We start from the raw sequence: 26,408 nt of genomic DNA on the forward strand, positions 1-26,408 counted from the left end.
ATGGGCAACAGTGAGATCGAGCGCATTGCCATCGAGTACGTGATGGAGCTCGAACGCCGCAACGGTCGCGTACCGGAAGACGTACATCTCACGAGCGCTCCGTACGACGTCAGCAGCCCACCGCGGCAGATTGAAGTGAAGGCCTTCGGCGCGTCGGCTCGAAGCGCCTCAGTTCCGCTGGAGGGCCGACAGGTTCAGGCGGCCCGTCAAGAGCCCGAGAACTTCTACCTCTACGTCGTGGACAACGTCGTGCGAGCTGGCGAGGGATTGATGCGCGTCCGGATCATCCACGGTGATGTCCTGACCAGGATGCTCGACCGTACGAGGCCGCAGATCACCTACTGGCCGACGTTGCGTGCACAGGAGTACGACGACGCCGAGCAGCTCGGGCCGATCGGGCAAACGAATGCAGAGCCAGGCTGTGCCCATGATCCACGGGCACAGATCCGGTACAACTGACACCGGCAAGAGCTGTCAACCGCTGTAAGGCAACAGCAGAGCGGCCCAGGCCAGGCAGCCGATCCGCCCGATCCGGGTTGATCAGGAGCAGAGCGGAGGGGTTCAGGGTTCAAGTCTCAGCATTGCCGAAACGTTCTCTCTTGGATCAAGGCGGCCCGCAAGCGGGCCGCGCCGGCCCGGCCCCGGCCTGCTGGCGACCTCCGGCCGGCATCGGCCGGGCCGGCCGGCCACGCTTGGGAGTTGCAGGATCGGAAGACCTCGGGGCTCCGCCCCGAACCCCGACCCTCCTCAGAGATGCCGCCGCAGATCACCTCGTCGGGCCCCACAAGGGCTACCAGCCTCCCCGAACGGGGCCAAGGTCGTTCGTCCGGTAGGGCGCTCCACCTTCGCCCCGCCCGGGGAGGCTGGACGGTCTACGACTGCCCGACGAGGAGATCCGCTTAACCCAGGGAAGCCGAACTAGGAGAACAGGTTGACCATGAACCCGATGGGGATGGAGACCAACGCACCGGAGACGAAGTAGAGGAGCTGCTCGCGCCGCCCCTTTTTCCTTGCGATGTCTAGCTGCTGCTGGACAGAGGCCAACTTGTCTCGCAGCTCTCGTTGCTCATCTAGTAACCGCCCCTGGAGATCCGCGTGGGCACTCGCGATTGTGTTGTCGAGAAGCGCCCGTACGGCCGCTGCCTCTTCGGCGCTAAGCGCAGCCAATTGCCGACTCTGCTCTTCCTCAGCACGGAGCCGGTCGATGGCAGCCTTCCGTGTTCTGAGTTCGCCTTGCAGCTCCTGGATCAGTTCATCCGACTCTCTCAGGGCACCTGCAAGACGATCAACCCGTTGATCTATGGAGGCACGCGGTTCCCTCACCGCAGCGTCGGCGGCTTCCAAGAGGGCGGCGTCCAGGACGGCCTCGAACTGCTTCGCCGCGACTAGAGCGTTCCTGGCCCCGGATCGCGAGTGGAGCGCCTCTCGACCCGCCACCAGGCTGCCAACGACGCCAAGGACGACGCCAGCGATCTCCACCCAGGGGATGCTCCCCGCGTTCAATATGACCAACTCCTCGCGTGCCCGTTACGTGCCCGATGTGACGGACAAGCAGGGTGAACCAAGGTCATCGACAGCGGAACACGACAAAGGCCCCTGACAAGGTTTTCCGCAGGTCAGGGGCCTTGCCGTTGCCTGGTGGCGGGTAGAGGATTCGAACCTCTGAAGCTTCCGCGACGGATTTACAGCTCACCCCTATCCGCCTGTGCACCGTACAACAGTGTCGCCGCGCTTGCGGACTGCCCTGCGGGCGGCCTCCGGCCGTCCTCGGGCACCCGCAGCGCGTCATCCGAGAGTCAGCGGATCGTCAGCGAACGCCGTACCGCGCGGCGACTTTCGATCATGCTCGACGGCACGACCGCTACTTCTGACCACGCGGTACGCCACTTGATCACACTCGCTACTACGTCAGGTCACTTTCCCCCCGACGGGGGTCGTCCCTTTTCCGTGGGGAGCGCGCCACCGCAGCGGGAGGTTCGCTTGCGTCACGGCGGCTGGGTCCGTCGACGAGCGGTACTGCTCGGATGCGCTCCAGCCGACCTCGTCGCGGACGGTGTGACCGACGTCGGCCGTGTAACTTGCCGAACGGGACAGGCTGAGGGGGAACAGGTGGCTGCTGGCGGCTTCTCGTCCAAACGGCTGGCCCGGGTGCGCGGGTTCCTCGAGCACCAGGTGGAGTCCGGCTTCGTCCCGGGCATGGTGGTCGTCCTCGCCCGGCACGGCGAGGTGCACATCGAAGCGACGGGTCAGCTCGCGTTCGAGGGCGCAGGGTCGCAGACGCCGATGGCTGTCGACACGATCTGTCGCCTGGGCTCGATGTCGAAGCCGATCGTCGCCGCCTGTGCGATGACCCTCGTCGAGGACTGCACCCTCCGCCTCGACCACCCGGTCGACGATCTCCTTCCGGAGCTGGCCGACATGACGGTGCTCGCCGATCCCCACGGCCCACTCGACGACACAGTCCCGGCGGCACGCCCGATAACGGTGCGGGACGTCCTGGACGGCACCCTGGGCACCGGCATGGTCCCCGCCGAGCCGGGAACGGTGCCGATCGCCGACGCGCTGGACGCACTCGAATACCCGTCGGCGGACGAGTGGATCCGCCAGCTCGGTGACCTCCCGCTCGTGCACCAGCCAGGTGAGCGCTGGATGTACGACACCGCGGCCAACGTGACAGGCGTACTCATCGCCCGGGCTACCGGCATGTCCTTCGGGGATGCCATCCGTGAGCGGATCTGCAAGCCGCTGGGAATGGTCGACACCGGCTTTAGCGTGGCCGGCGAGAGCATCGGCCGGTTCGCTACGGCGTACGAGCAGGACAACTCCGCCACCGGCGAGCCGGTTGTCGAGGACGCCCCTGGCGGGCGGTTCAGTCGACAGCGGATGTTCGAGTCCGGTGGCGGTGGGCTCGTTGCGACCGCCCAGGACTACCTGGCCTTCGCCTCGGCGCTGCTCGCCGGCGGGGCCCACGGCGGCGAGCGGGTGCTGTCGCGGCCGGCCGTGACGCTCATGACGAGCGACCACCTGACCCCGAGGCAGAAGGCCGTCTCCGGGTTCTGGCCTGGATACTTCGACGCCATCGGCTGGGGTTTCGGAATGGCGGTCCGCACCCGCCGTACGCACCTCGGGCCCTCGGTCGGCAGTTACGGATGGCCCGGCTTCTACGGCACCGCCTGGTACAACGACCCCGCCGAGTACCTGACCACGATCGTGTTGATGCAACGGGCACACGCGGGTGACCAGCGGCTGCCGATGTGGCACGACTTCTGGACCACCGTCTACCAGGCGATCGACGACTGACCGCTCAGGCTGGCAGGCCACTGGCCTGGCCGCCGACTTGCGGGGTCGCTTCTTCTGGGAGCGACCCCGCTGTGTTTCCGGCAGCGGCGGTAGCTGCGGATTCGCCCGCGCTCGTAGCAGATCCACTGTCTCGGCGGGGGTTGTCCACAGGCCACCAGGTTGTCCACAGGCGACCAGATCCGGACGGCCCGGGGGGCGGATTCCGAGCAGGGTCAGCGGCATACCAGAACCGACCCGCTGGAGGCCGCGATGCCACCCCGTACCACGGTTCCGCCGATCCGCCGGCTTCCGCTGGTCGTCACCGGCGACGACGATCTGCTCGACGATGTGCTCCGGCTCGCCGCTGTCGGCGGGACCGAGGTGGAACTCGCCCGTGACCCAGCGGCTGCCCGCACCCGTTGGCTTCCCGCACCCCTGGTGCTGCTCGGCGCCGATCAGGCGCAGGCGTGTCTGCGCGCCCGACTGCCGCAGCGGCCCCGGCTGGTGCTTGTCGGCCGGGCCGGTCAGTTCGACCCGGGCTGGCAGATCGCCGAGCTGATCGGGGCCGAGCACGTCGCCATGCTGCCTGCTGCGGAGCCGTGGTTGGTGGATCGGTTTGCCGAGCATGACTCGGACCGTCCGCCCGGCGCCGGCGCCCGGGTCGTCGCGGTCCTTGGCGGTCGGGGCGGTGCGGGCGCGAGCGTGCTCGCCGGTGGTCTCGCGGTGACCGCCGCCCGGGCCCGGCTGCGCACTCTCCTGGTCGATGCGGACCCGCTCGGTGGTGGCCTCGACCTCGTGCTCGGTTGGGAGCAGTTGGAGGGCCTGCGCTGGCCGTCGCTCACCAGTGCCGACGGGCGGGTGGACGCCCCGGCGCTGGTGCAGGCCCTGCCCAGCCGTGGTGACCTCGTGGTGCTCTCCTGGGACCGCGGCGAGATGCTGGCGTTACCGGCGGCGGCGATGGCGGCGACAGTCGACGCGGCCCGGCGTGGGCGGGACTTTGTGGTGATCGACCTGCCCCGCCAGTTGGACGACGCGGCGGTGGTGGCGTTGCAGGCCGCCGACCACACGTTCGTCGTCGTGCCGGCCGAGTTGCGGGCCACCGCGGCGGCCACCCGGGTGGTGGCGGCCGCCGCACCGCACTGCGCCGCGCTCTCGGTGGTGGTGCGCGGGCCCGCCCCAGGGCGGCTGCGGGCCACCGAGGTGGCACGTGCGCTGGGCCTTCCTCTGGCCGGCACGTTGCGCCCCGAGCCGGGGCTCTGCCGAGGGCTGGAACGGGGCGAGGCGCCCGCCGCCGGTGGCAAGGGCCCGCTCGCCGCACTCTGCCAACGAATCGTCGCCGACCTCACCGGCGTGCCAGCTGCGGGTGCGGCATGAGCGCCGGGCCGGAGGACGGCACGCTTGCCGCCCGGGTACGGCAGCGGATCGCGGCCGCCTCCACCCCGGTCAATGCCGCGGCGATCGTCTCCGCGGTACGGGCCGAGCCCGGCGCCGCAGTGCTCGGTGATACCGCCATGCTGCGGATCGCCGACCGGGTACGCGACGACCTGGTCGGCGCCGGGCCGCTGGCGCCGCTGCTGGCCGACCCGGAGGTCACCGACGTCCTCGTCAACGGCGTCCGGGTCTGGGTCGATCGCGGGTCGGGGCTGCAGCAGGTCGCCGTGCCGGTGGGCTCGGTCGAGGACGTCCGTCGGTTGGCGCAGCGACTGATCGCCAGCGCAGGGCGGCGGCTCGACGACGGTTCCCCGTACGCGGACGCCAGGCTTCCCGACGGCACCCGACTGCACGCCGTGCTGCCACCGGTGGCGACCGAGGGCCCCTATCTGTCGCTGCGGACCTTCCGACACCGACCCTTCACCCTCGACGAGTTGGTCCGCCAGGGGACCGTCCCGCGACCGCTGGCACCACTGCTCGCCGCCGTCGTCGCGGCCCGCCTGGCCTATCTGGTGACCGGCGGCACCGGGTCGGGCAAGACGACGCTGCTCAACACCCTGCTCGGGATGGTGCCGGCCACCGAACGGATCGTGCTGGTGGAGGACGCCGCCGAGCTACGCCCGGGGCATCCGCACGTGGTGGGGCTCCAGGCGCGTACCGCCAACGTGGAGGGAACGGGCGTGGTCAGCCTGGCGGACCTGGTCCGACAGGCGCTGCGGATGCGCCCGGACCGGTTGGTGGTCGGGGAGTGCCGGGGCGGTGAGGTGGTCGATCTGCTGGCCGCGCTCAACACCGGCCACGATGGTGGCGCCGGCACGTTGCACGCCAACACGCCGTCGGACGTGCCGGCCCGGTTGGAGGCCCTGGGCATTTTGGGCGGGCTGCCTCGCGCCGCGCTGCACGCCCAGGTGGCCGCCGCGTTGCAGGTGCTGTTCCAGGTACGACGTGGCGATCAGGGTCGCGTCCTGGAGTCGGTCTGCCTGCTGCTGCCCGAGGGGCCCGAACGGTTGGTGACAGTGGTGCCCGCCTGGGTGCGCGGCAGAGGGCTCGGGCTCGCCGCCCGTGCCCTCGGGGCGCTGCTGCGGGAGCGTGGGGTGGCGGTACCGCCCATCCTCAGCGAGCCCTGGCCCGGCTCGGCGGGTCCGGCATGACCGGCGAGACGATGCTGGTGGCGTTGCTGCTCTTGGTCGCCGCCGCCCTGGTGGCCTGGCCAGTACGGACCGTTCGGGCCCGGAGACGTCGCATTTTGGCGCCGGGACGGAAGGCCGGCGGTGTCGATCCGGATGACGCCCTGGTGCAGTGGATCAGGGAACTCGGGCGCACACCAGACGGGCCGGTCGGCGACGCCGTCGCTGCCCCGACCTCAAGTCATCCGGTCGGCCTCGCTGAGGAGCAAGAAGTCACTGCGGGTTCCCGCGGCAGGCGGACGCCACTCGGCTGGTCCGAGCTGGACGTCTCCCGAAGCCCGAGGTGGCCAGGTGCGGTAGGCGGGTTCACGCGCCCGGACGGCCCGACGCGTCCGCCAGCCCGTCGAGATCCCCGGCGCCCGGCCGGCACCGACCGGCCCGAGGTGGCCGTCGCCGTGCTCGGTCCGGAACAACTGTCGGGGGGCGCGGTCGCGAGCGGCGTCAACGACGTGGTCGGTGGGAGCGAGGTCTCCGGCCCGGCGACCGCCGGTGGGCACGGCGCCCCGGACGTCGGCCGTCGGGGCGACGCGGCCGGTGTGGTGGTCGCCGACGGGCTTCCGATCTCTGCTTACCGCGACCACGGAAGCGGCGGCCCGACCGGCCGAAGGTCGGGTACCCCGCTGACGGCGCGTATCTCGCGATCGACGACCCGGGTGCTGCCGGTGGTCGGCCTGCTCGGCGGCGGTGTGGGTGCCGTGATCGGCGGGCCGGTGGCCGCCGTGGCGATAGCCGGATACGGCACGCTTGCCGTACGCGCCGCGCTGCGCTGGCGAGTGAACCGGAGTGCCGAGCGGAGCCGCCGACGTGGGCTGGACCAGCTCTGCGGCCTCGCGGCCGACCTACGGGCCGGTCTGCCCGTTCCCCACGCACTCGCGGTCGCGGCCATCGAGCACGACGGCGCGAGCCGCCTACGTCAGCTGACCTCGGCGGCGGTGCGGTTGGCCGACCGGACCGGCGCGCCGCTGGCGGAACTCGTCGAGCGGATCGAGGCGGACGCTCGGGCGACCGACAGGGGTCTGGCCGCAGCGGCAGCCCAGGCGGCAGGTGCCCGCGCCACGGCGTGGCTACTGGCGGCGCTGCCGATCGGCGGGATCGGGCTGGGATACGGCATCGGCGTCGACCCCCTGGCGGTGCTCCTGCACAGCCCGGTCGGCGGCACCTGCGCGGTCGTCGCGGTCGCCCTCCAGGTCGTGGGCCTCCTCTGGGCGGAACGGCTGGGCGCGACACCAGGACGAGCCGGATGACGGCCGGTGGCCGCGTCGGCCAGCCCAGCTCAACCAGGCCGCGGCGGCCGGACGTGATTCGGCTCGTGGCGGTGCTGGGTGGGCTCGCTATGGCCATCGTCGTCGAGGGCTGGCTCGGGCTGCTCAGCGCACTCCCCGCCGCGTTCCTGCTCGACGTCCTGCTCCGGCGGATCGAACCGCCAGCAGTGCGCAAGCGGCGGCAGCAGGAGGCCGCTGACCTGCCGCTCGCCGCGGACCTCCTGGCTGCGGCGATGCGGGCCGGCGCCCCGGTGGATCGTTCGGTGCTGGCCGTCGCTGAGGCACTGGACGGGCCGCTTGCCGGCCGGTTGGCCCGGGTTGGCCGGACGTTGCTGCTCGGTGGTGGCCCGGCGGAGGCATGGTCCGCGCTGGACGGGGTGCCCGGCGCCGAGCGGCTGAGCGCTGCGGCGTTGCGCTCGGCCAACAGCGGTGCCGCCCTGGCCGGCGCGTTGACCCGGCTCGCCGACGACCTGCGCGGCGACCGGGCCACCGCTGCGGAGGCATCGGCCCGCCGGGCGGGTGTGCTCATCGTCCTGCCGCTGGGGCTCTGCTTCCTGCCGGCATTCATTCTCGCCGGACTTGTGCCGGTGATCGTCGCCGTTCTCGGCGACGTGCTCTGACCCATCGAGAAGGGAAACAGTCATGCGCAAACTCATCGGCCGTCTGCGCGGCGATGCCGGGATGAACACGGCCGAGTACGCCGTGGGCACTCTCGCCGCGGTCGCCTTCGCCGGGATCCTGTTGAAGGTGCTGACCTCCGGAAACGTCCAGTCGGCGCTGACCGCTGTCATCGACCGGGCGTTGAAGTGATCGAGCGCCGGCGGGCTGGTCGCGGCCCAGGGCCGAGCGTTCCCGGGCCGGCGGCACACGGCGGGTGGAGACGTCGCGTCGTCGTGCGGGCTGCTGGCGGGGACCGGGGGTCCTTCACCGCCGAACTCGCGGCCGGCCTGCCGGCGCTGCTTCTGCTCCTGCTGGCCGGCCTGACCGCGGTCAACGCCGTCAGCGTCCAGGCGGGATGTCTGCACGCGGCCCGGGAGGCGGCGCTCGCCGCCGCCCGGGGCGCGGACGGCAGCGCGGAAGGTGGCCGGGCGGCGCCGCCGGGGGCGGCGGTGTCGGTGTCCGTCGACGGCGACCGGGCGCAGGCGACGGTACGGGCGCCCGTCCGGGCCCTGGGCGGCCGGCTGCCACGCATCACAGTGGTCGCCACCGCCGTCGCCGCTGTCGAACCGGGCACTCACGAGGGGAGTTGGTAGTGCCGAGAACTGACAACCCGTCGCACCACGCGGCTCACGCACCGGCCTTTGGCGGGCTCGTCGATAGCCAGCCGGACCGGCAACGTGGTGGCGCGACGGTCCTGCTGCTGGCGATGGGGCTCGTGTTCGTGATGTTCGGGACGTTCGGCGCCGCAATCGTCGCCGCCGGGATGGCGAGCCAACGGGCAGCCGTGGCAGCCGATCTTGGCGCGCTGGCCGGGGCGGGCCGGGCGCTCGACGGCGACGCGGTGGCCTGCGCGTCCGCGTCCGACCTCGCCGGTCGCAACGACGGCCGGATGGTCGGCTGCCACCTCGACGGGTTGGACGTGCTGGTGACAGTCGAGGTGGCCTTCACGCCACTACCCGGCCTGAGCCGGGTGGCTACGGCGAGCGCCCGCGCCGGCCCGGTGCGGGGCTGACCCGCACTGGTCGGCGCCGCCCAACGGCGGGTGGCGCAGCTCGGCGACCCGCTCAACTGCCCGGGGCCCTGGTGGTATTGGTGGGTGCTGTGGAGCTGAATCGGTTACGACATCAAAGGTGATGCGTTTACGACATCAGCTCCAAAGGGGGACCGGACCCGCAAGGGGCCGAGTCACCCAACGGCCAGCCTGCGGTCCAACGGCCTCCCGCGCGGGAGAGGGCGGTCCAACGGCTTGCCGGCCGGGACTGGTCGAGGTCCAGCTCCCGGTCGGCAACCGAGGAATGAATGGCCGCGACGGCGACCGCCGAGGGTCACCGCGGCACCCTGGTCCGGGCCCTCTGTGTCAGCGGGCCTGGAGTGCGTCGAGGGCGACGGCCATCGCGATGACCAGACGGCGGTCGATCTGCGGGTTCTGCACCTCGACGACGTACTTGTCGCGCAGGCCCCACTTCTTGACCACCGTGAAGACCGGCTGGCCGCCAGCGGTGAAGTCGAAGTGGTACGGCAGCCAGGACAGCGAGTCGACGAAGCGACGCAGCAGTGCCACCGGCATGCTGCGCTCCTGGCCCGTCACCTGCGGCAGTCCGGCCTGCTCGACGTGCCAGGTGGAGCGCAGCAGCGACTGGGCGAAGTCCTTACGGAACAGGCCGATCGGGGTGCCGGCCGCATCGGTGACGTCGTACGTGGCGCCGAGGTCGATGCGCTGGCGGGCCTTGAAGCCGAGCAGTGGCTGCTGCTTCGAGTCATCCGTGTAGATGGTCACCTGCTCCTTGAAGGCGAGCCGCTTCTGCTGCGCGAACGCCAGCAGCTCACCCTCGGTGCCGTCCGGGTTGACCGTCCGGACCTCGTACTGGTTGACCATCATGCGCAGTCGCTGGCGGATGTAGAACTGGTGCTGAGCCTGCACGTTGTCGAGCTGCATCTGATCTCCTCAGGGGTTGGTGCGCCGGAGTCTCGCACAGCCCGCCGAGCATCGCCCTCCCCGCCGCCCATTACCAGTTGCTGCTGGGTAGCCGTCGAGGCCGTCGGACGGCTACCCAGCACGGAGTGATCACTGGTGCCCTTGCAGGACCACTCCAGGAGACCTCAGCGAGTGTCGACGGAGGTCGCGGCCCGTAGCGCCCAGGTGTTGAGCACCTGGTGGATGCCGCGCAGCCGCTCGTTGATCTGTTCCAGTCGTTCCGCCTGGGCCAGGGCGGCCAGTGCCGACCCCAGCGCGATCTGCTGGTCGAGGGTGAGATTGTCCTGGTCGATTGTGTAAAGCAGGTCGACGGTCTCGGCGATGGTGTCGGCCACAGCTTCTCCTCGGGCACGGGGGGCGATCGGCAACAAGGACATCGATGGAAGCGCTCCCATGTCATTGTGCCCCGAGCCGGGCCGATTCATGCAAGGTGCTCAGTCCGGCAGGTTCGTGAGCACCACGTCGAGCACCCGGATCGCGTCCGGCTTGGAGAGCGGGTTGTTGCCGTTGCCGCACTTCGGTGACTGCACGCAGGACGGGCAGCCGGTCTCGCAGCCGCACTCCGCGATCGCGTCCCGGGTGGCCCGCAGCCACGCCGCAGCCGTCCCGTACGCCCGCTCGGCGAACCCGGCGCCACCCGGATGCCCGTCGTAGACGAAGACGGTAGGCGCCTCGGTGTCCGGGTGCACCGCTGTGGAGAGCCCGCCGATGTCCCACCTGTCGCAGGTGGCCATCAGCGGCAGCAGGCCGATCGCTGCGTGTTCGGCGGCGTGCAGCGCACCCGGCACGTCGGCCGGTTGGACCCCGGCGAGGGCCAACGACTGCGGTGAGAGGGTGAACCAGACCGCCACCGTGCGCAGCTCCCGGGTGGGCAGGTCGAGCGGCCGGGTGTCGATCACCTCGCCGGTGGCGATCCGCCGCCGCTGGTACGACACGACCTGGCTTGTCACGTCCACCTCGCCGAGGAACATGCCGACCGGCCCGGCGTCCACGTAGGAGCGCACCGACACCACGGACAGATCGGTGACGTCACGGGCGTGGGTGGACCAGTCGGGCTCCTCGGCGCGCACCAGCGCGCACCCGTCGGCCAGGTCCAGTTGGTCGACCACGTACGACACTCCCTGGTGCAGATAGACCGCGCCGGAGTGCAGCAGGAAGTGTGACGAGCCGCCGTCGACGGTCCCCAACAGTCGACCTGTCGACGACTCCACCACGGCGACCGGGGCACCGCCCTCGCCGCGCAGGTCCACCTCGGGGCGTTCCCGGTGCCGCCAGTACCAGCCGGTGGGCCGTTGCCGGAGCGCCCCGGCCGCGACCAGCCCGTCGACCGCCTCCTTCGCCCCCTCGCCGAAGAGCACCAGGTCGGCCGGGGTGAGCGGTGCCTCCACCGCGGCGCAGGCGAGCTGTGGTGCCAGCACGTACGGGTTGGCCGGGTCGAGGACTGTCGCCTCCACCGGCGCACCGAAGATCGCCTCCGGGTGGTGCACCAGGTAGGTGTCCAGCGGGTCGTCCCGGGCCACCAGCACCGCGAGGGCCTCCTGCCCGGAACGCCCGGCGCGGCCGGCCTGCTGCCACAGCGACGCCCGGGTGCCCGGGTAACCGCAGATCAGCACCGCGTCGAGCCCGACCAGGTCCACGCCCAGCTCCAGGGCGTTCGTGGAGGCCAAGCCGAGCAGGTCGCCGTGCAGCAGCGCGCGTTCCAGCTCGCGCCGCTCCTCCCGCAGGTACCCGCCCCGGTAGGCGGCCACCCGGTCGCCGAGCCCCGGCACCGCGTCGTCGAGCGCTCGGCGCGCGTTCGCGGCCACCACCTCGGCGCCCTTGCGGGAGCGGACGAACGCGAGGGTGCGTACCCCCTCGGCGACAGTGTCGGCGAGCAGGTCCGCGGTTTCGCGCAGCGCCGACCGGCGGATCTGCCGAAGGTCGTCGTGGCCGCCGGCCGCCTGGGCGGGCACCGAGGAGGAGTCGAGGGGAGCGGCGCCGGAGTCGGAGGGCAGCAGCGGAGGCTCCCAGAGCGCGAAGGTCACCCCGCCGCGGGGGGAGGCGTCCTCGGTGACCGCCGTCACCGGCAGGCCGGTCAGCCGCCCGGTGGCGGTGGCCGGGTCACCGGAGGTCGCCGACGCGAGCACGAACACCGGGGTGGCCCCGAACCGGGCGCACTGCCGGCGCAGCCGACGCAGCACGTGCGCGACGTGCGAGCCGAACACGCCCCGGTAGGTGTGGCACTCGTCGACCACCACGTACGCGAGTCGGCGCAGGAAACCGGACCACTGGGCGTGCCCGGGCAGGATGCCGTGGTGCAGCATGTCCGGGTTGGTCAGCACGAACCGGGAGTGCCGCCGGATCCACTCCCGCTCGGTGCGCGGGGTGTCTCCGTCGTAGCAGGCGGGGCGTACCCCCTCCAGCTCCAGCGCGGCGACGGCGCGCAACTGGTCCGCGGCGAGCGCCTTGGTCGGCGCCAGGTAGAGCACCGTGGCTCGGGGGTCGGCGAGCAGTGTGGCCAGGGCCGGCAACTGGTACGCCAGTGACTTGCCGGAGGCGGTGCCGGTGGCGACGACCACGTGCTGGCCCTCGTACGCCAGGTTTGCCGCCTCGGCCTGGTGCTGCCAGGGCGCGACCACGCCGCGCCTGGTGAACGCCTCGCGCAGCTCCGCGGTTGCCCACGACGGCCACGGCGCGGGCACCCCGGCGCGGGCCGGCACCCGCTCGACGTGGGTGACCGGGTCGGCGGCACCCCGGGCGCGTAGCCGGCGCAGCAGGTCGGCCGGCGCTGGCCCGGGGCCGGGACCAGCGGATACGGTGGCCGCGGACGACGACTCCAGGTCGTGGCGCGGCGTGCCGCGCGGGGAGCTGGAGTCGTTGGAGGTCACGCCCTGCACTCTCGCACTGGTGTTCGGAGATGAAAAGTCGGACACCGGGGTATGGGGAAGCCTCCGCTGGCGTCCGCAGGCCGCCTCGGCGGTAGTGGTTAGATGCCCACGAGAGTTTACGGCTCTGGCGAGGAGGACCGATGGAGCTGTCACTGGCGACCCGCACTGTGGGTGAGCACACGGTGCTCGAGGTTGGTGGTGAGGTGGACGTCTACACCGCGCCCCGGCTCCGTGAACGACTCCTCGAGCTGGTCGACGGTGGCGCGCGTCACGTGGTGGTCGACCTTGGTCGGGTGGACTTCCTCGACTCCACCGGCCTGGGCGTGCTGGTCGGCGCGCTCAAGCGGCTCCGCTCGGCGGGCGGTTCGTTCGCGCTTGTCTGCGACAAGGAGCCGCTGCTCAAGATCTTCCGGATCACCGCGCTGGACCAGGTGTTTCCGTTGCACCCGACGGTCGACGCGGCGATCAGCGCCGACTCGGCGGGCGCCGGCGCGTGATGGCGACTGTCAAGCTCTCCTTCTCGCCCGCCCCGGTGCACGTGCGTACCGCCCGCCTGGTCGGCGTCGCCGTCGCGCGGCGGGCCGGGGTGCGGGAGGACCTGCTGGACGAGGTGCGCCTGGCCATCGGTGAGGCGTGCACGCGGGCGGTGGCCCTGCACCGGCAGTACGGCCTGGCCGACCCGGTGCTCGTGGAGATGTCCGACGGTGGTTCGTACGCCGTGCGGGTGGTGGATCGGGCGCCGATCGAGGCGGGCATCGGTCTGACCGCGCTGCCGCCGGACGAGTTGGCCAACGAGTCGCTCACCGATGAGGCGCTGACCACCGGCGTCGGGTTCGCGCTGCTCGCCGGCTTCGTCGAGGATCTGCAGGTGCGCCCGGTCGACGAGGGCATCGGCACCGAGGTGCGGATGGTGTGGCCGGTCGGTCGCTGACCACGTTCCGCTGCGTAGGTCGCATCCCCAGCTGGGGATGCGACCTTCTTTGCATGGATCGGGCCCTATATCAGATTTCGTTTCATAACACAGCGATGAAGATCATCGCGACACGGTGCCACCTGGGTGTGACCTCCAACACTGCGGAGGGCTACAGTACCCGGGTTGTCAGCAAGTGACCCATCCCGCAGCCAGCGGGTATGGGTGTTCATCGCTGGTCCGCTGGTGGGTTGGCGCGCGCTTGCGAGTCCGCATCCAGGCGTCGGTCAGTGCGTCTCCACTCACCGGCGCGATTGTTCGGTAACAGGAGGACACAGATGTCCGAGACCTTGGCCGCCGACGGCGGCGGGCTTTCCCTTACCGGAAGCAATGTCACCTACGTCGTCATCGCCGCGGTTGTCGCGTTGGTGGCGCTCGGTTTCGCTGCCGCCCTGACGAAAACGGTGCTGGCCGCTGGTAAGGGCACCGAGAAAATGCAGGAGATCTCGGGGGCCGTCCAGGAGGGCGCCTCGGCGTACCTGCTCCGACAGTTCCGCACCCTGGCGATCTTCGTCGTCATCGCCGTCGTGCTCCTCTTCCTGCTTCCGGTGCACGACACCGACGGCAGTGAGCTCGCGGTGAAGATCGGCCGCTCGCTCTTCTTCGTGGTGGGCGCCCTGTTCAGCGCGTTCATCGGTGGCGCCGGCATGTGGCTGGCCACCAGGGCCAACCTGCGGGTGGCCGCTGCCGCGCGGGAGCGGGCAGGCGGCCGCGAGGCGGCCATGAAGATCGCGTTCCGGACCGGCGGAGTCGTCGGCTTCTTCACCGTCGGTCTCGGCCTCTTCGGTGCCGCGCTCGTCGTTCTGCTCTACCGCGGTGACGCGCCAACGGTGCTGGAAGGCTTCGGCTTCGGTGCCGCGCTGCTCGCGATGTTCATGCGGGTCGGCGGCGGCATCTTCACCAAGGCCGCCGACGTGGGTGCCGACCTGGTCGGCAAGGTCGAGCAGGGCATCCCCGAGGACGACCCGCGCAACGCCGCCACCATCGCCGACAACGTGGGCGACAACGTCGGGGACTGCGCCGGCATGGCCGCCGACCTCTTCGAGTCGTACGCGGTGACGCTTGTCGCCGCGCTGATCCTCGGCCGCGCCGCGTTCGGCGAGGAGGGCCTGGTCTTCCCGCTGATCATCTCCACCATCGGCGTGCTGATCGCGATCGTCGGTGTCTTCATCACCCGGCTGCGCGCGTCCGACCGCAACGCCCTGACCGCGATCAACCGGGCCTTCTACCTGTCCGCCGTGCTTTCCGCGGTGCTGGTGGCGATCGCCGCCTACGCGTACCTGCCGGCGACCTTCGGTGAATTCGACAGCGGGCTCACCGACGCGCCCGGCAACCCCCGACTGGTAGCCATCGGCGCAGTGGTGATCGGCATCGTGCTGGCCGCCGCGATCCAGGCGCTCACCGGCTATTTCACCGAGACCAACAGGCGACCGGTGCAGGACATCGGCAAGAGCTCGCAGACCGGTGCGGCCACCGTGATCCTGGCCGGCATCAGCATCGGCCTGGAGTCGGCTGTCTACTCGGCGCTGCTGATCGGCGCCGGCGTCTTCGGGGCGTTCCTCCTCGGTGGCAGCTCCATCACGTTGTCGCTGTTCGCTGTGGCACTGGCCGGCACCGGCCTGCTCACCACCGTCGGCGTGATCGTCGCGATGGACACCTTCGGGCCGATCTCCGACAACGCCCAGGGCATCGCCGAGATGTCCGGTGACCTCGACGAGCACGGTGCTCGTACGCTCACCGAGCTGGACGCCGTCGGCAACACCACGAAGGCGATCACCAAGGGCATCGCGATCGCCACTGCGGTGCTCGCGGCGACCGCGCTGTTCGGCTCCTACACCGACTCGCTCCGCAGTGCGTACGCGACGGCTGGGGTGGGCGACGTCGGGACGGAGATCCTCAACTCGCTGAACGTGGCGAACCCGCGCAACCTGGTCGGCCTGATCATCGGCGCGGCGGTGGTCTTCCTGTTCTCGGGGCTGGCCATCAACGCGGTGTCCCGCTCGGCCGGTGCCGTGGTGATGGAGGTCCGCCGGCAGTTCCGTGAGCTGCCCGGCATCATGGACGGCACCCAGCGCCCGGAGTACGGCAAGGTCGTCGACATCTGCACCCGGGACGCGCAGCGCGAGCTGATGACCCCCGGCCTGCTCGCCATCCTGGCGCCGATCGCTGTCGGCTTCGGCCTCGGGCCCGGCGCGCTGGCGGCGTACCTGGCCGGTGCGATCGGTGCCGGCACCCTGATGGCGGTGTTCCTGTCCAACTCCGGTGGGGCCTGGGACAACGCCAAGAAGCTGGTCGAGGACGGCGCGTACGGCGGCAAGGGCTCCGAGTCGCACGCCGCCACTGTCATCGGCGACACCGTCGGTGACCCGTTCAAGGACACCGCCGGCCCGGCGATCAACCCGCTGATCAAGGTGATGAACCTGGTCTCGCTGCTGATCGCACCCGCCGTGGTGGCCTGGAGCGTCGGCGACGACCGCAACGTCGGCCTGCGGGTCGGTATCGCGCTGGTCGCGACGCTGATCATCGTGGCGTCGGTGGTGTTCAGCAAGCGCAAGGGCATCGCGATGTCCGATTCGGACGCCGATGGCAACACCGGTGCGGGCAGCACCGATCACCGCCCGGAGACGGTCAACGCCTGACCTGGAACGGTTCGGGGTCCCCGGTCGACGTAGCCCGTCGACCGGGGACCCGGCCGTCCGGCCCGGTGCCACGCCTGGCCAAAGGCCGTACGCTGCAACGCATGCGTACGTGCCGGGCGTCTGCCGCCGGAAAGTTCACGGTGGTCCTGGCCACGATCGTCGTCCTGGCCGGCTGCGGCGGTGGCCCCAGCCCACGGGCCTGGGCGGCCTCGGTGTGCGGAGCGCTCACCCCGTGGCGCTCCGAGATCAACAAGCTGACCAGCAGCACTGACGAGCAGATGACCGCGCAGACCACACCGGCGCAGGCCAAGGAGAACCTGGTGCGGCTCTTCGACGGGGCGGAGCAGGCCAGCGAGGCCGCCCGCCGCAAGGTGGAGAAGGCGGGCGTCCCGGAGGCCGAGAACGGCGAGGCCATCTCCGCGGGTTTCCGTGGTTCGCTGGGGAAGATGCGGGACGCGTACGGCCGTGCCCGGGACACCATCGACGGCCTGGCCACCGGCGAGCCGACAACCTTCTACGACGGTGTGCGGGCCGCCGTGGAGACCCTCAACACGGAGTACGACGCCAGCGCGCTGGACACCAGCAAGCTCAACTCCGAGGAGTTGAAACAGGCATTCGACGAGGTGCCGGAGTGTCGCTGAGCGGGCTCGGTGACACCGGGAAGGCCCAGCCGCCCCCGGCGCTGTTTCCCGCGCCCGAGTCCGACCCGCCCACTCCCGGGCGACGCCGTGGCGGCGCGCCGCAGGACGGTTCCCCCCAGAACGGCCCGGCCCAGGGTGACGACGCGGGCCGTCAACTTGTCTTCTTCGGGGCGGACGCGGCCGAACCGACGGTCGCCGACCTGGCCGGGCTGCTCGCCGGGCCCGGTGAGGTGGTCCGGATGGGCGGCACCGCCCGCCTCTCGGTGCAGGTCGACGCGGCCTGGCGGGTGCACGTGCTCGTCGCCGAGCTGGCGTCGCGCGGGCTCGCGGCGAGCTGGGAGCCGGCCGGGGACGAGCGACACGCCGTCCGGACGTCGTACACCCGGGTGTTGAAACCGCTCGCGGCGGCCTGGCTGGACGGTACGACGAAACGCCCGCCGGCCGCCTTCCACCTGACCGGCCGGCGGCTGCGGCTGTGGCTCGCCGCCGCCGGGACGCCGGAACCTCCGGACTCCTTCCTGTTGCGGCTGGGCGCCGACGACAGGGACTGTTGGGGGCCGATCGGGGTCGCGCTCGGCGCGGCCGGGCTGGCGGGGACGCTGCTCGGCCCGGGTGAGGGCGGCCCGGCGTACCGGATCACCGGCCGCCGCCGGCTGGCCCGGCTCGCCGAACTGGTCGGCGGGCCACCGCGCGCCACGCCGATCAACGCCTGGCCGACCTGACCCCCCGGACCGAGGGGATTCCGGTGTCCGGTGCCGGACAGCCGGCGGGTCGTTCCAGGCGGAAAACGGGCGGGTCGAACCTCCGTCGTGGGTCCTCGATCGTCACAGTGACCCGCTTCGAGCCTCACCCACGGTGTACGGTGGCGCCGTCTGGCAGTGCCGAGCGCGGCGGGGCGGTGTCGACCGCCACGTCGAAGCGGTTTGCGGCCCGCGAAACCCGAAACGCGGGCGGCGCGTTACGTTGGACATCCGGACCGCCGGTGCGACGGCGGGGTCGAAAGCGGTCGCTGTCCGGGCGCCGGAAGGCCACGAGCAGGAGTGAGGTCGGGGGAAGACGTGACGAGCAAAGCTGGAACCACCCGTCTGGTCATCGTCGAGTCACCGGCGAAGGCCAAGACGATCTCGGGCTACCTCGGCCCGGGGTACGTCGTGGAGGCCAGCTTCGGTCACGTCCGCGACCTGCCGCGCAACGCCGCCGACGTGCCAGCGAAGTACAAGGGCGAGTCCTGGGCCCGGCTCGGGGTGGACGTCGACAACGGCTTCCACGCGCTCTATGTCGTCTCCGCCGACCGGAAGCAGCAGATCAGCAAGCTGATCAAGCTGGCCAAGGAGGTCGACGAGATCTTCCTGGCGACGGATGAGGACCGCGAGGGCGAGGCCATCGCCTGGCACCTGGTCGAGACGCTCAAGCCCAAGGTGCCGGTCAAGCGGATGGTCTTCCACGAGATCACCAAGCCGGCGATCCAGGCGGCCGTTGCCAACCCCCGGGAGATCGACCGCGATCTGGTCGACGCCCAGGAGGCCCGTCGGATCCTCGACCGCCTGTACGGCTACGAGGTCTCCCCGGTGCTGTGGAAGAAGGTCATGCCACGGCTCTCGGCGGGCCGGGTGCAGTCCGTGGCGACCCGCATCGTGGTCGAGCGGGAACGGCAGCGGATGGCCTTCCGCACCGCCGAATACTGGGACATCCTGGCCACCCTGGCGGTGGCCAACAGTGGCGAGGGTCCGCGCGCGTTCAACGCCACCCTGATCGCCCTGAACGGCGACCGGATCGCCACCGGTAAGGACTTCGAGCCGACCACCGGTCGGGTCCGGGCCGGCGCCGGCGTCGTGCACCTCGACGAGAGCGGCGCCCGCGGTCTCGCGGCCCGGCTGGAGGGGCGGCCGTTCACCGTCACCCGGGTCGAGGAGAAGCCCTACCGCCGTCGCCCGTACGCGCCGTTCATCACCTCCACCCTCCAGCAGGAGGCGGCCCGCAAGCTGCGCCTGTCCTCGCAGCAGACGATGCGCACCGCGCAGCGCCTGTACGAGAACGGCTACATCACCTATATGCGTACCGACTCGGTGAACCTGTCGGAGACCGCCATCTCGGCGGCCCGCCGGCAGATCGTCGAGCTGTACGGCGAGCGCAGCGTTCCACCGGAGCCGCGTCGCTACACCGGCAAGGTGAAGAACGCGCAGGAGGCGCACGAAGCGATCCGCCCGGCGGGGGACAACTTCCGCACCCCGGGCGAGGTCGCCAAGGAGTTGTCCGCCGAGGAGTTCAAGCTCTACGAGCTGATCTGGCGGCGCACCATCGCCTCCCAGATGACCGACGCGGTCGGCTCCAGCGTGTCGGTGCGCATCCGGGCGGTCTCCACCTCGCAGGAGGAAGCCGACTTCGGCGCGACCGGCAAGACCATCACCGACCCGGGCTTCCTGCGCGCGTACGTCGAGTCCAGCGACGACGAGAACGCCGAGGCCGAGGACGCCGAGCGCCGGCTGCCCACCCTGGTCAAGGACCAGCCGCTGACCGCCGACGAGTTGGCAGCGCAGGGCCACCACACCCAGCCGCCGTCGCGTTACACCGAGGCGTCGCTGGTCAAGGCCCTGGAAGAGCTGGGCATCGGCCGCCCGTCCACCTACGCGTCGATCATGCAGACGATCCAGGACCGGGGGTACGTCACCAAGCGCGGTCAGGCGATGATCCCCACCTTCCTGGCCTTCGCGGTGATCGGGCTGATGGAGCGGCACTACCCGCGCCTGATCGACTACGACTTCACCGCCACGATGGAGAACGAGCTGGACGAGATCGCCGGCGGCGACCACGCCGCCGTCGACTTCCTCACGGCCTTCTACTTCGGCAGCTCCAACGGTGCCGGCGACCAGGACATCGCCCGTTCCGGCGGGCTCAAGAAACTGGTCACCGAGAACCTCAGCGACATCGACGCCCGCAGCGTCAACTCCATCCCGCTCTTCACCGACGACGACGGCCGCGAGGTCGTGGTGCGGGTCGGCCGTTACGGGCCGTACCTGCAACGGGAGTTGCCCGGCGGCGAGCAGCCGGCACCCGCGTCGGGTGAGGGCGAGGAGGGCGGCACCCAGGGTGACCGGGCGCCGATCCCCGAGGGCCTGGCCCCGGACGAGCTGACCCCGGAGAAGGTGCACGAGCTGTTCCTCGGCGGCAGCGGCGAGCGCAAGCTCGGCGACGACCCCGGCACCGGCGAACCGATCGTGCTCAAGTCCGGCCGGTTCGGCCCGTACGTCTCCAGCGGGGAGCGGAAGTCGTCGCTGCTGCGGACGCAGACCCCGGATTCGCTGACCCTGGAGGAGGCGCTCAAGCTGCTCAGTCTTCCCCGGCTGGTCGGTGTCGCGCCGGACGGCGTCGAGGTCTTCGCCAACAACGGTCGCTACGGCCCGTACGTCAAGCAGGGCGAGGAGTTCCGTTCGCTCGAGTCCGAGGACCAGATGTTCACTGTCAGCCTGGACGAGGCGCTGGCTCTGCTGGCCGCCCCGAAGGCTCGTGGACGGCGTGCCGCGGCACCGCCACTGCGCGAGATGGGCGTGGACCCGGCGACCGAGAAGCCTCTGGTGATCAAGGACGGCCGGTTCGGCCCGTACGTGACCGACGGCGAGTTCAACGCGTCGCTGCGGCGCGGGCAGACGCCGGAGGAGTTGAGCCTCGCCGAGGCGTCCGAGATGCTGGCCGAGAAGCGGGCGAAGGGTCCGGCGCCGCGCAAGAAGGCGGCGGCGAAGAAGGCGCCCGCGAAGAAGGCCACGGCAACCAAGAAGACGGCTGCCGCCAGCAAGTCCACTGCCGCGAAGAAGACCACGACGGCCAAGGCGACGGCGGCGAAGAAGGCCCCGGCGAAGAAGGCCGCTCCGCGCAAGGCCGCCACCAGCACCGAGTAGCAGTCCCCGCCGCCGAGGTCTGTTCGGTGATGTTTCGGGTCACACCAGAGGTCGATGCCTTAGCGGTTTCCCCGGTACCGTCGTACCGTATGGCCATGCCGACAAGGAAGAGGCGGGCGGGCGGGGAGAAGCGGGAGGCCGTTCTCGACGCCGTGGCCGCCGTGCTGGCGAGCCGGGGATACGAGAACACCCGCTTCGCTGACGTGTCGGCGGCCGGCGGTGTCGCGATCAGCACCCTGCAGACCTACTTCGGCTCCCGCGAAGACATGATCATCGAGGCCATGCAGGTGTTCACCGACCGGGAGGTGGATGCCCTGCGGGCAGTGTCCGCCTCCGAGACCGATCCGTGGCGACGGCTTGTCGCGCTCGTGGACCGGAGCCTGCACAACTCGGAGCGCACCCGGCAGATCCTGGTCGAGTTCTGGCGCTCGGCGATGCGCGACGACGAACTGCGCGACTACAGCGCCACGGTGCAGGAGCGGTACCGGGCGCCCTTCCTGGCCGCCGTCCGGGAAGGTGTGGCCCGGGGGGTCTTCACGCCGGCCCACGACGCCGAGGCGGTGACCAACCTCCTGCTCGCGGCGTTGGCGGGTCTGATCGTCTCCCGCGTCCAGCAGCACCCCACGCCGGCACCCGTGGAATTCCGCGACGTCCTACTGACCCAGCTCAGGCAGATGCTGGGCGTCGACGACTCCGAGCCGACAACCGAAGGGATCGAGGCACGATGACCACCGTCGAGATCACCCGTTTCCGTGTTCCCGTCGAGCGTGCTGACGCACTGCTGGCCGCGCGGCCGGCGATGCTGCGCGACTTCCAGGACGATCGCGCCGGCTTCCTCGGCGCGCGACTGGTCCGGCTGACGCCTGACGAGTGGATGGACATCGTCTACTGGGGCTCGTCCGAGGACTACGCCGAGTCCCGCCGCCGCGGCGGGAACCTGCCCGGCATCCAGACGTTCTTCTCCCTGATCGATTCGGTGATCAGCATGGAGGAGGGCACCACCACCGACCTGAACCAGCCATGATCTGGACCGCCGGTTTTCGCACCGGCCTGCTCAGTCCGTACGAGCAGCTCCAGTTCAGCGAACCCCGTGGCTTCGCCGACCAGACCGTTCGTCAGGTGCTGCACCTGGCCGGCGGCGGGGAGGCCTTCCGGGTACGGCTGACGAACCGCCACGGCCGTACTCCGTTGACAATCGCGGCTGCCACCGTCGCGGTCGGCGGGCAGCGGACCGTCCTCACCGTCGACGGCGTCGAACGCCATGTCATCGCTGCGGGCGACGAGGCCGTCACCGACGCGGTGGACCTCCCCGTCGCGGCCGGCACGGATCTGGTCGTGAGCCTCTACCTTCCGGAGCCGACCGGTCTGGCCACCCACTCCCACAAGCCGGCGGAACTCGCTCAGATAGCCGACGGCAATCACGTCACAGCTCCCGCGCTGGTGGGGGCCGAGCGGGTCGAGGCCAGGTACTACCTCTCCGGCGTCGACGTTCTCGCCCCACCGGACACTGCCGTCGCCGTGGCCTTCGGCGACTCCTGGTTCGAAGGCGTCGGCACCACGACGAGCGCGAATCATCGCTCGGTCGACTTCCTCAACAAGCGTCTGCGGCGCGGCTGGGTCGTCAACCAGGGCATCGCCGGCAACCGACTCCTGCGCGACGGTGTCGGAGAACACGCGCTGGCCCGCTTCGACAGCGACGTCCTCTCCATCCCGGCCCTGACCCACGTCCTTGTCCACTTCGGTATCAACGACCTCGGCCTCCCGGCCATGTTGGGCGAACCGGCCGTCACCGCCGACGCCCTCATCGAGGGCTTCCGTACGCTGGCCGACCGCGCCCACGGCGCCGGCCTGCGGATCGTCGCCGCCACTATCGGCCCCTTCGCCGGCGCCGGCCCGGAGATCAGCACACCGGCGGGCCTCGCCACCCGACGCGAGGTGAACGACTGGATCCGTACGACTGCCGTCTTCGACGCCGTCTTCGACGTGGCGCGCGTCGTCGCGAACCCGCACGCCCCCGATCACATCCACCCCGCGATGGACAGCGGCGACGGTATGCACCTGAACGACAGGGGCGCCGAGGCCATGGCCGATGCGGTGAACCTGGACGACCTCGCGCTGTAGCGCGGGTCAGGCCCCGAGGACGTGGTTCAGGTGCGGGTTGGTGAAGACGCGTTGGGGGTCGAGCCGGTCGCGGACGGCCTGGAAGTCCGCGAAGCGGGGATACGCCGTGGCCAGCGAGGCGGCGTCGCGGTAGTGCAGCTTGCCCCAGTGTGGGCGACCGCCCAGCCCGGCGGCCACCTCCTCGAAGGCCTGGAAGTACGGCTCGTAGGGCATGCCGACGTACTGGTGCACGGCGATGTAGGCGTTGTCCCGTCCGTAGCCGTGCGACAGCCAGATGTCGTCGGCGGCGGTGAAGCGCACCTCCACCGGGAAGAGCACCTTGAACGGCAGGTTCTGCACGATCCGCTGGAGCGCGGCGAGTGCCTCGGGCAGCGCCTCGCGGGGCAGGCCGTACTCCATCTCCACGAAGCGGACCCGGCGCGGGGTGCAGAAGACCCGGTCGGAGCGGCCGGTGTACTGGCGTTCGGTGAGGGCGCGGGCGGAGACGGCGCTGATGCCCGGGGCCAGCGCGGGCACGGCGCGGCCGAGTCGGCAGGCCCCGGCGAAGACCCGGTTGGACAGGAAGTCGTCGTCCACCCAGCCGCGCCAGCGGGACAGCGGTCGGTCGTTGGCGGGTACCCGGTCGTTGGCCTTGACCTGGACCCGGGACGTGTACGGGAACCAGTAGAACTCGACGTGGTCGTGTCGGCCGATCAGCTCGGGGAGTTCGGCCAGCACTGCGGCCAGCTCGGCGGGGCGTTCGTGGGCGCGCAGGACGAAGGCGTCCACGCAGCGCAGGGTCACCTCGACCAGGACGCCGAGCGCGCCGAGTGACACCCGGGCGGCGGCGAGGACGTCGGGGTGCTCGTCGGCGGAGCATCGCAGCACCTCGCCGGTGCCGGTGACCAGTGTGATCGCCTCGACGAAGGTGGAGAGGCACCCGTAGCCGGCCCCGGTGCCGTGGGTGCCGGTGGAGATCGCGCCGGCGACGGTCTGCGCGTCGATGTCACCGAGGTTGGGCAGCGCGAGGCCGTGCCGGGCGAGCAGGCTGTTGAGCGCGTGCAGGGTCATTCCCGCCGGTACGGTGACCAGTCGTTGGGCGACGTCCACGCTGACTGTGGTGTCCAGGTCGGACAGCTCCATCCGACGGTCGTCGGCGAGGGCGACGGCGGTGAACGAGTGGCCGCTGCCCGTCACCCGGATCCGACCGCCGTCGGCGGCGACGGATCGGACGGCTTCTGCGACGTCGGTCGGCGAGCCGGGGCGCAGGATCGCGCTGGCGCTGCCACGCTGGTTCCCGGCCCAGTTGGACCATCCAGCCCCGAGCGGTGCGGTGCGGACCATGCGCGCTCCCCATTCATGAATATGAACTGACTTCATATCAGGAACGTTCTAGCTGGTAAATACCGCAATTGCGATCCGCTCGTTGTACCGGTAGTCACGGACTCGTGACGTGGAGATATGTTCATCCGTCGAAGGGGGGTGGCGCAGAGTGTCCACACCAGCCGCCACGACCGGGCCGCTGCGCCGCGTACCGGTGCAAGGTCGAAGTGTCGCGCGGGTACAGCGCATGTTGGATGCCTGCGCCGAACTCGTCGACGAGGTGGGGTACGAGGGTCTGACCACCACCCTGCTCGCCGAGCGGGCCGAGGTGGCGATCGGGTCGGTCTACCAGTTCTTCCCGGACAAGCGGGCGATCGTGCAGGCGTTGACCCTGCGCACCATGGAGTCCTACCTCCAGCGCCTCGACGAGCGGTTCGCGTCCGACGAGATGACCCACTGGTGGGATGGTGTCGACGCGGGCATCGACGAGTACATCACGATGCACCGCACCGTCCCCGGCTTCCGTACCCTGCACTTCGGCGACGTGGTCGACCTGCACCTGCTCGACGAGCAGCGGGACAACAACGGCGTGATCGCCGACCAGTTGGCCCGGGTGCTCACCGAGCGTTTCGGGCTCAACGACGTGCCCCAGCTGCGTTTCGTGCTGGAGATCGCGGTGGAGGCGGCGGACGCGCTGATCAAGCTGGCGTTCCGCCGGAAGTCCGACGGCGACGAGCAGGTGCTGCTGGAGGCGAAGGCGCTGATCCGGGAATATCTGCACCGCCAGGTCGACGGCCCGGACAGCGGCCGGTCCACCGCCGGGCAGCAGGCCGAGGCGGCCCAGCCCGCCTGAGTCGGCGCGGGGGGCCCGTCGCGGTCGGCGGCTGTCCTGTCTCAGAGGAAGGCCTTTCCCTCACCCCGGTAGGTGGGGACGGTCGCCACCACCGCGTCTCCCTCCACCAGGTGCAGTTCGTTGACCCGCTCACACAGCTCGCCCGCCTTGGCGTGCCGGAACCACACCCGGTCGCCGACGCGCAGCCCGGCCGCCGCCGCCCCGGACAGCGGAGTCTGCACCTCGCCGGCACCCTCGGTGCCGACAAGCTTCAGCCCCGCCGGTAGCCACGGCCGGGGCAGTCGACTGTCGGCGGCCGGGCCGGAGGCGATCCAGCCACCGCCGAGCACCGTCGCCAACTCCGGCGTCGGTCGGCGGACCACCGCGCAGGCGAAGAAGGCCGCCGGGGTGGGCCGCCAGGCGCGGTAGGCGTCGAACAGCGTCGGCCCGTACAGGCCCGATCCCGCGGTGATCTCGGTGACCGCGGGATCGGCGCTGGTCGCGGCCACGCTGCCGGTGCCGCCGCCGTTGACGAACTCCAGGTCGGCGTGCTCGCGTACCGCAGCGACCGCCGCACCACGGCGGGCCAGCAACTCGCGGTACGAGCTGCGCTGGGCCAGCCTGATCGCGCCGGCCAGCAGCGTCTTGCCCGGCGGCGCGTCGCCCAGGCCGGCGATCTGCGCCTCGTACGACATGAGCCCGACCAACCGGAAGCCCTGCCGCTTGGCGACAGCGGCGGCGAGCGCGCCGGCTGCCCGTGCGCTGTGCACCGGTGAGCGGCGGACACCGACGTGCACCCGCCCGCGCAGCGGTCGCCAGGAGGCGTCCAGATCCAGGCAGAGCCGCAGTTCGGCGCGCTGCCCCGGAGCGTCGACGGCGTCGACGAGGTCGAGTTGGCCGGTGCTGTCGATCATCAGGGTGATCGCGGCGGCGAGCGTCGGGTCGGCTCCGAGTTCGGCGAGGGCGGCCCGGTCCGCACTCGGGTACGCGACGAGCACGTCGTCGCTGACGCCGGCCCGGACCAGCCAGATCGCCTCGGGCACTGTGAACGCCATGACGCCCTGCCAGCCGGGCCGGGCGAGGGCTCGACTGATCAACTCCCGGCTGCGGACCGACTTGCTGGCGAGGCGGACCGGCTTTCCGGCGGCGCGACCGGCCAGGGCGACCGAGTTGGCGTCGTAGGCCGTGAGGTCGACCACCGCGTACGGCGGGTCGAGGTGGGCAGTCGCCCGATCCAGGCGCTCGCGAAGTTTGTCGCTCTCGATGGCCACGTGTGCACGCTAACTGTCTGACGGAAAATGCGAAATACCCTCGCGTACGTCCGGGCTGCGGCCGGCACCTTCGGCGGC

24 protein-coding genes, 1 tRNA gene and 1 pseudogene are annotated in these 26,408 nt (G+C 71.0%); 19 read left to right on the top strand and 7 right to left on the bottom strand.

All coding sequences use genetic code 11. The annotated features are described in order from the left end of the window. Positions 1-459, top strand: a complete 459-nt coding sequence (locus ABZ406_RS18310) for a DUF3883 domain-containing protein (protein ID WP_357762681.1) — start codon at positions 1-3, stop codon at positions 457-459. Positions 460-918: 459 nt separating this feature from the next. Here ABZ406_RS18310 and ABZ406_RS18315 read toward each other — a convergent pair whose 3' ends face one another. Beyond that, positions 919-1,479 (bottom strand): hypothetical protein, encoded by a 561-nt coding sequence (locus ABZ406_RS18315; protein WP_357762684.1) that lies wholly within the window; start codon positions 1,477-1,479, stop codon positions 919-921. A 157-nt stretch (positions 1,480-1,636) separates the two neighbouring features. Beyond that, positions 1,637-1,704 (bottom strand) — tRNA-OTHER (locus ABZ406_RS18320). Positions 1,705-2,109: 405 nt separating this feature from the next. On the opposite strand from ABZ406_RS18320, the gene ABZ406_RS18325 reads away from it, so the two are divergent. From ABZ406_RS18325 to ABZ406_RS18360, 8 genes and pseudogenes are all read left to right on the top strand, one after another. Further along, positions 2,110-3,300, top strand: a complete 1,191-nt coding sequence (locus ABZ406_RS18325; protein WP_357762687.1) for a serine hydrolase domain-containing protein — start codon at positions 2,110-2,112, stop codon at positions 3,298-3,300. Between the two features lie 249 nt (positions 3,301-3,549). Continuing rightward, entirely contained in the window at positions 3,550-4,653 is a 1,104-nt protein-coding gene (gene ssd / locus ABZ406_RS18330; protein WP_357762690.1) for a septum site-determining protein Ssd, read from the top strand. Then, entirely contained in the window at positions 4,650-5,861 is a 1,212-nt protein-coding gene (locus tag ABZ406_RS18335; RefSeq protein ID WP_357762693.1) for a TadA family conjugal transfer-associated ATPase, read from the top strand. Before ssd ends, ABZ406_RS18335 begins: the two co-directional genes overlap by 4 nt. Positions 5,862-6,553: 692 nt before the next feature. Then, positions 6,554-7,141, top strand: a pseudogene (locus tag ABZ406_RS18340) (hypothetical protein); the annotation flags it as partial. After that, complete coding sequence (locus tag ABZ406_RS18345; RefSeq protein WP_357762696.1) at positions 7,138-7,779, top strand: type II secretion system F family protein; 642 nt, start codon at positions 7,138-7,140, stop codon at positions 7,777-7,779. The pseudogene ABZ406_RS18340 and the gene ABZ406_RS18345, both read left to right, overlap by 4 nt. A 22-nt stretch (positions 7,780-7,801) precedes the next feature. Continuing rightward, positions 7,802-7,969 carry a DUF4244 domain-containing protein gene (locus ABZ406_RS18350; RefSeq protein ID WP_151492073.1) on the top strand — a complete coding sequence of 56 codons (168 nt, stop codon included), beginning with the start codon at positions 7,802-7,804 and terminating at the stop codon, positions 7,967-7,969. Between the two features lie 83 nt (positions 7,970-8,052). After that, on the top strand, positions 8,053-8,412 hold the full coding sequence (locus ABZ406_RS18355) for a TadE family type IV pilus minor pilin (RefSeq protein ID WP_357762699.1): 360 nt from the start codon (positions 8,053-8,055) through the stop codon (positions 8,410-8,412). A 113-nt stretch (positions 8,413-8,525) separates the two neighbouring features. Next, on the top strand, positions 8,526-8,831 hold the full coding sequence (locus tag ABZ406_RS18360) for an Rv3654c family TadE-like protein (RefSeq protein WP_357762853.1): 306 nt from the start codon (positions 8,526-8,528) through the stop codon (positions 8,829-8,831). Positions 8,832-9,176: 345 nt separating this feature from the next. Here ABZ406_RS18360 and ABZ406_RS18365 read toward each other — a convergent pair whose 3' ends face one another. From ABZ406_RS18365 to ABZ406_RS18375, 3 genes are all read right to left on the bottom strand, one after another. After that, complete coding sequence (locus ABZ406_RS18365) at positions 9,177-9,755, bottom strand: hypothetical protein (RefSeq protein ID WP_357762702.1); 579 nt, start codon at positions 9,753-9,755, stop codon at positions 9,177-9,179. 164 nt (positions 9,756-9,919) lie between these two features. Next, a complete protein-coding gene (locus ABZ406_RS18370) occupies positions 9,920-10,129 on the bottom strand; it encodes a hypothetical protein (protein ID WP_357762705.1) in 210 nt (69 codons plus the stop codon). 99 nt (positions 10,130-10,228) lie between these two features. Then, positions 10,229-12,613: a DEAD/DEAH box helicase gene (locus ABZ406_RS18375; RefSeq protein WP_357762856.1), complete on the bottom strand. Its 2,385-nt coding sequence runs from the start codon at positions 12,611-12,613 to the stop codon at positions 10,229-10,231. Between the two features lie 188 nt (positions 12,614-12,801). On the opposite strand from ABZ406_RS18375, the gene ABZ406_RS18380 reads away from it, so the two are divergent. The 9 genes from ABZ406_RS18380 (at position 12,802) to ABZ406_RS18420 (ending at position 22,925) form a co-directional block, all read left to right on the top strand. Then, positions 12,802-13,158, top strand: coding sequence for an STAS domain-containing protein (locus ABZ406_RS18380; RefSeq protein ID WP_357762708.1), 357 nt, complete (start codon positions 12,802-12,804; stop codon positions 13,156-13,158). Continuing rightward, positions 13,155-13,592 (top strand): ATP-binding protein, encoded by a 438-nt coding sequence (locus ABZ406_RS18385; RefSeq protein WP_030334228.1) that lies wholly within the window; start codon positions 13,155-13,157, stop codon positions 13,590-13,592. Before ABZ406_RS18380 ends, ABZ406_RS18385 begins: the two co-directional genes overlap by 4 nt. Positions 13,593-13,909: 317 nt before the next feature. Further along, positions 13,910-16,270 (top strand): sodium-translocating pyrophosphatase, encoded by a 2,361-nt coding sequence (locus ABZ406_RS18390; RefSeq protein ID WP_357762711.1) that lies wholly within the window; start codon positions 13,910-13,912, stop codon positions 16,268-16,270. Positions 16,271-16,371: 101 nt separating this feature from the next. Next, positions 16,372-16,911 carry a hypothetical protein gene (locus tag ABZ406_RS18395; RefSeq protein WP_357762714.1) on the top strand — a complete coding sequence of 180 codons (540 nt, stop codon included), beginning with the start codon at positions 16,372-16,374 and terminating at the stop codon, positions 16,909-16,911. Then, the gene (locus ABZ406_RS18400; protein ID WP_357762717.1) at positions 16,902-17,633 is read left to right on the top strand and encodes a hypothetical protein; all 732 of its coding nucleotides are present in this window, start codon (positions 16,902-16,904) and stop codon (positions 17,631-17,633) included. The genes ABZ406_RS18395 and ABZ406_RS18400 overlap by 10 nt, the downstream gene beginning before the upstream one ends. Before the next feature lie 336 nt (positions 17,634-17,969). Further along, positions 17,970-20,804: a type I DNA topoisomerase gene (gene topA, locus ABZ406_RS18405; protein ID WP_357762720.1), complete on the top strand. Its 2,835-nt coding sequence runs from the start codon at positions 17,970-17,972 to the stop codon at positions 20,802-20,804. A gap of 95 nt (positions 20,805-20,899) precedes the next feature. After that, positions 20,900-21,532 carry a TetR/AcrR family transcriptional regulator gene (locus ABZ406_RS18410; protein WP_357762723.1) on the top strand — a complete coding sequence of 211 codons (633 nt, stop codon included), beginning with the start codon at positions 20,900-20,902 and terminating at the stop codon, positions 21,530-21,532. Then, the gene (locus ABZ406_RS18415; protein WP_357762726.1) at positions 21,529-21,828 is read left to right on the top strand and encodes a hypothetical protein; all 300 of its coding nucleotides are present in this window, start codon (positions 21,529-21,531) and stop codon (positions 21,826-21,828) included. The genes ABZ406_RS18410 and ABZ406_RS18415 overlap by 4 nt, the downstream gene beginning before the upstream one ends. Continuing rightward, positions 21,825-22,925, top strand: a complete 1,101-nt coding sequence (locus ABZ406_RS18420) for a GDSL-type esterase/lipase family protein (RefSeq protein WP_357762729.1) — start codon at positions 21,825-21,827, stop codon at positions 22,923-22,925. The genes ABZ406_RS18415 and ABZ406_RS18420 overlap by 4 nt, the downstream gene beginning before the upstream one ends. 6 nt (positions 22,926-22,931) lie before the next feature. Here ABZ406_RS18420 and ABZ406_RS18425 read toward each other — a convergent pair whose 3' ends face one another. Next, positions 22,932-24,248 carry a D-arabinono-1,4-lactone oxidase gene (locus tag ABZ406_RS18425; protein WP_357762732.1) on the bottom strand — a complete coding sequence of 439 codons (1,317 nt, stop codon included), beginning with the start codon at positions 24,246-24,248 and terminating at the stop codon, positions 22,932-22,934. Positions 24,249-24,474: 226 nt separating this feature from the next. Here ABZ406_RS18425 and ABZ406_RS18430 point away from each other — a divergent pair, with 226 nt between their 5' ends. Continuing rightward, complete coding sequence (locus ABZ406_RS18430) at positions 24,475-25,080, top strand: TetR family transcriptional regulator (protein ID WP_357762735.1); 606 nt, start codon at positions 24,475-24,477, stop codon at positions 25,078-25,080. Positions 25,081-25,121: 41 nt separating this feature from the next. Here ABZ406_RS18430 and ABZ406_RS18435 read toward each other — a convergent pair whose 3' ends face one another. Then, positions 25,122-26,330: an amino acid deaminase/aldolase gene (locus tag ABZ406_RS18435; RefSeq protein WP_357762738.1), complete on the bottom strand. Its 1,209-nt coding sequence runs from the start codon at positions 26,328-26,330 to the stop codon at positions 25,122-25,124. Positions 26,331-26,408: the final 78 nt, after the last annotated feature.

The organism is Micromonospora sp. NPDC005710 (genome assembly GCF_040630995.1).
GTDB lineage: Bacteria > Actinomycetota > Actinomycetes > Mycobacteriales > Micromonosporaceae > Micromonospora.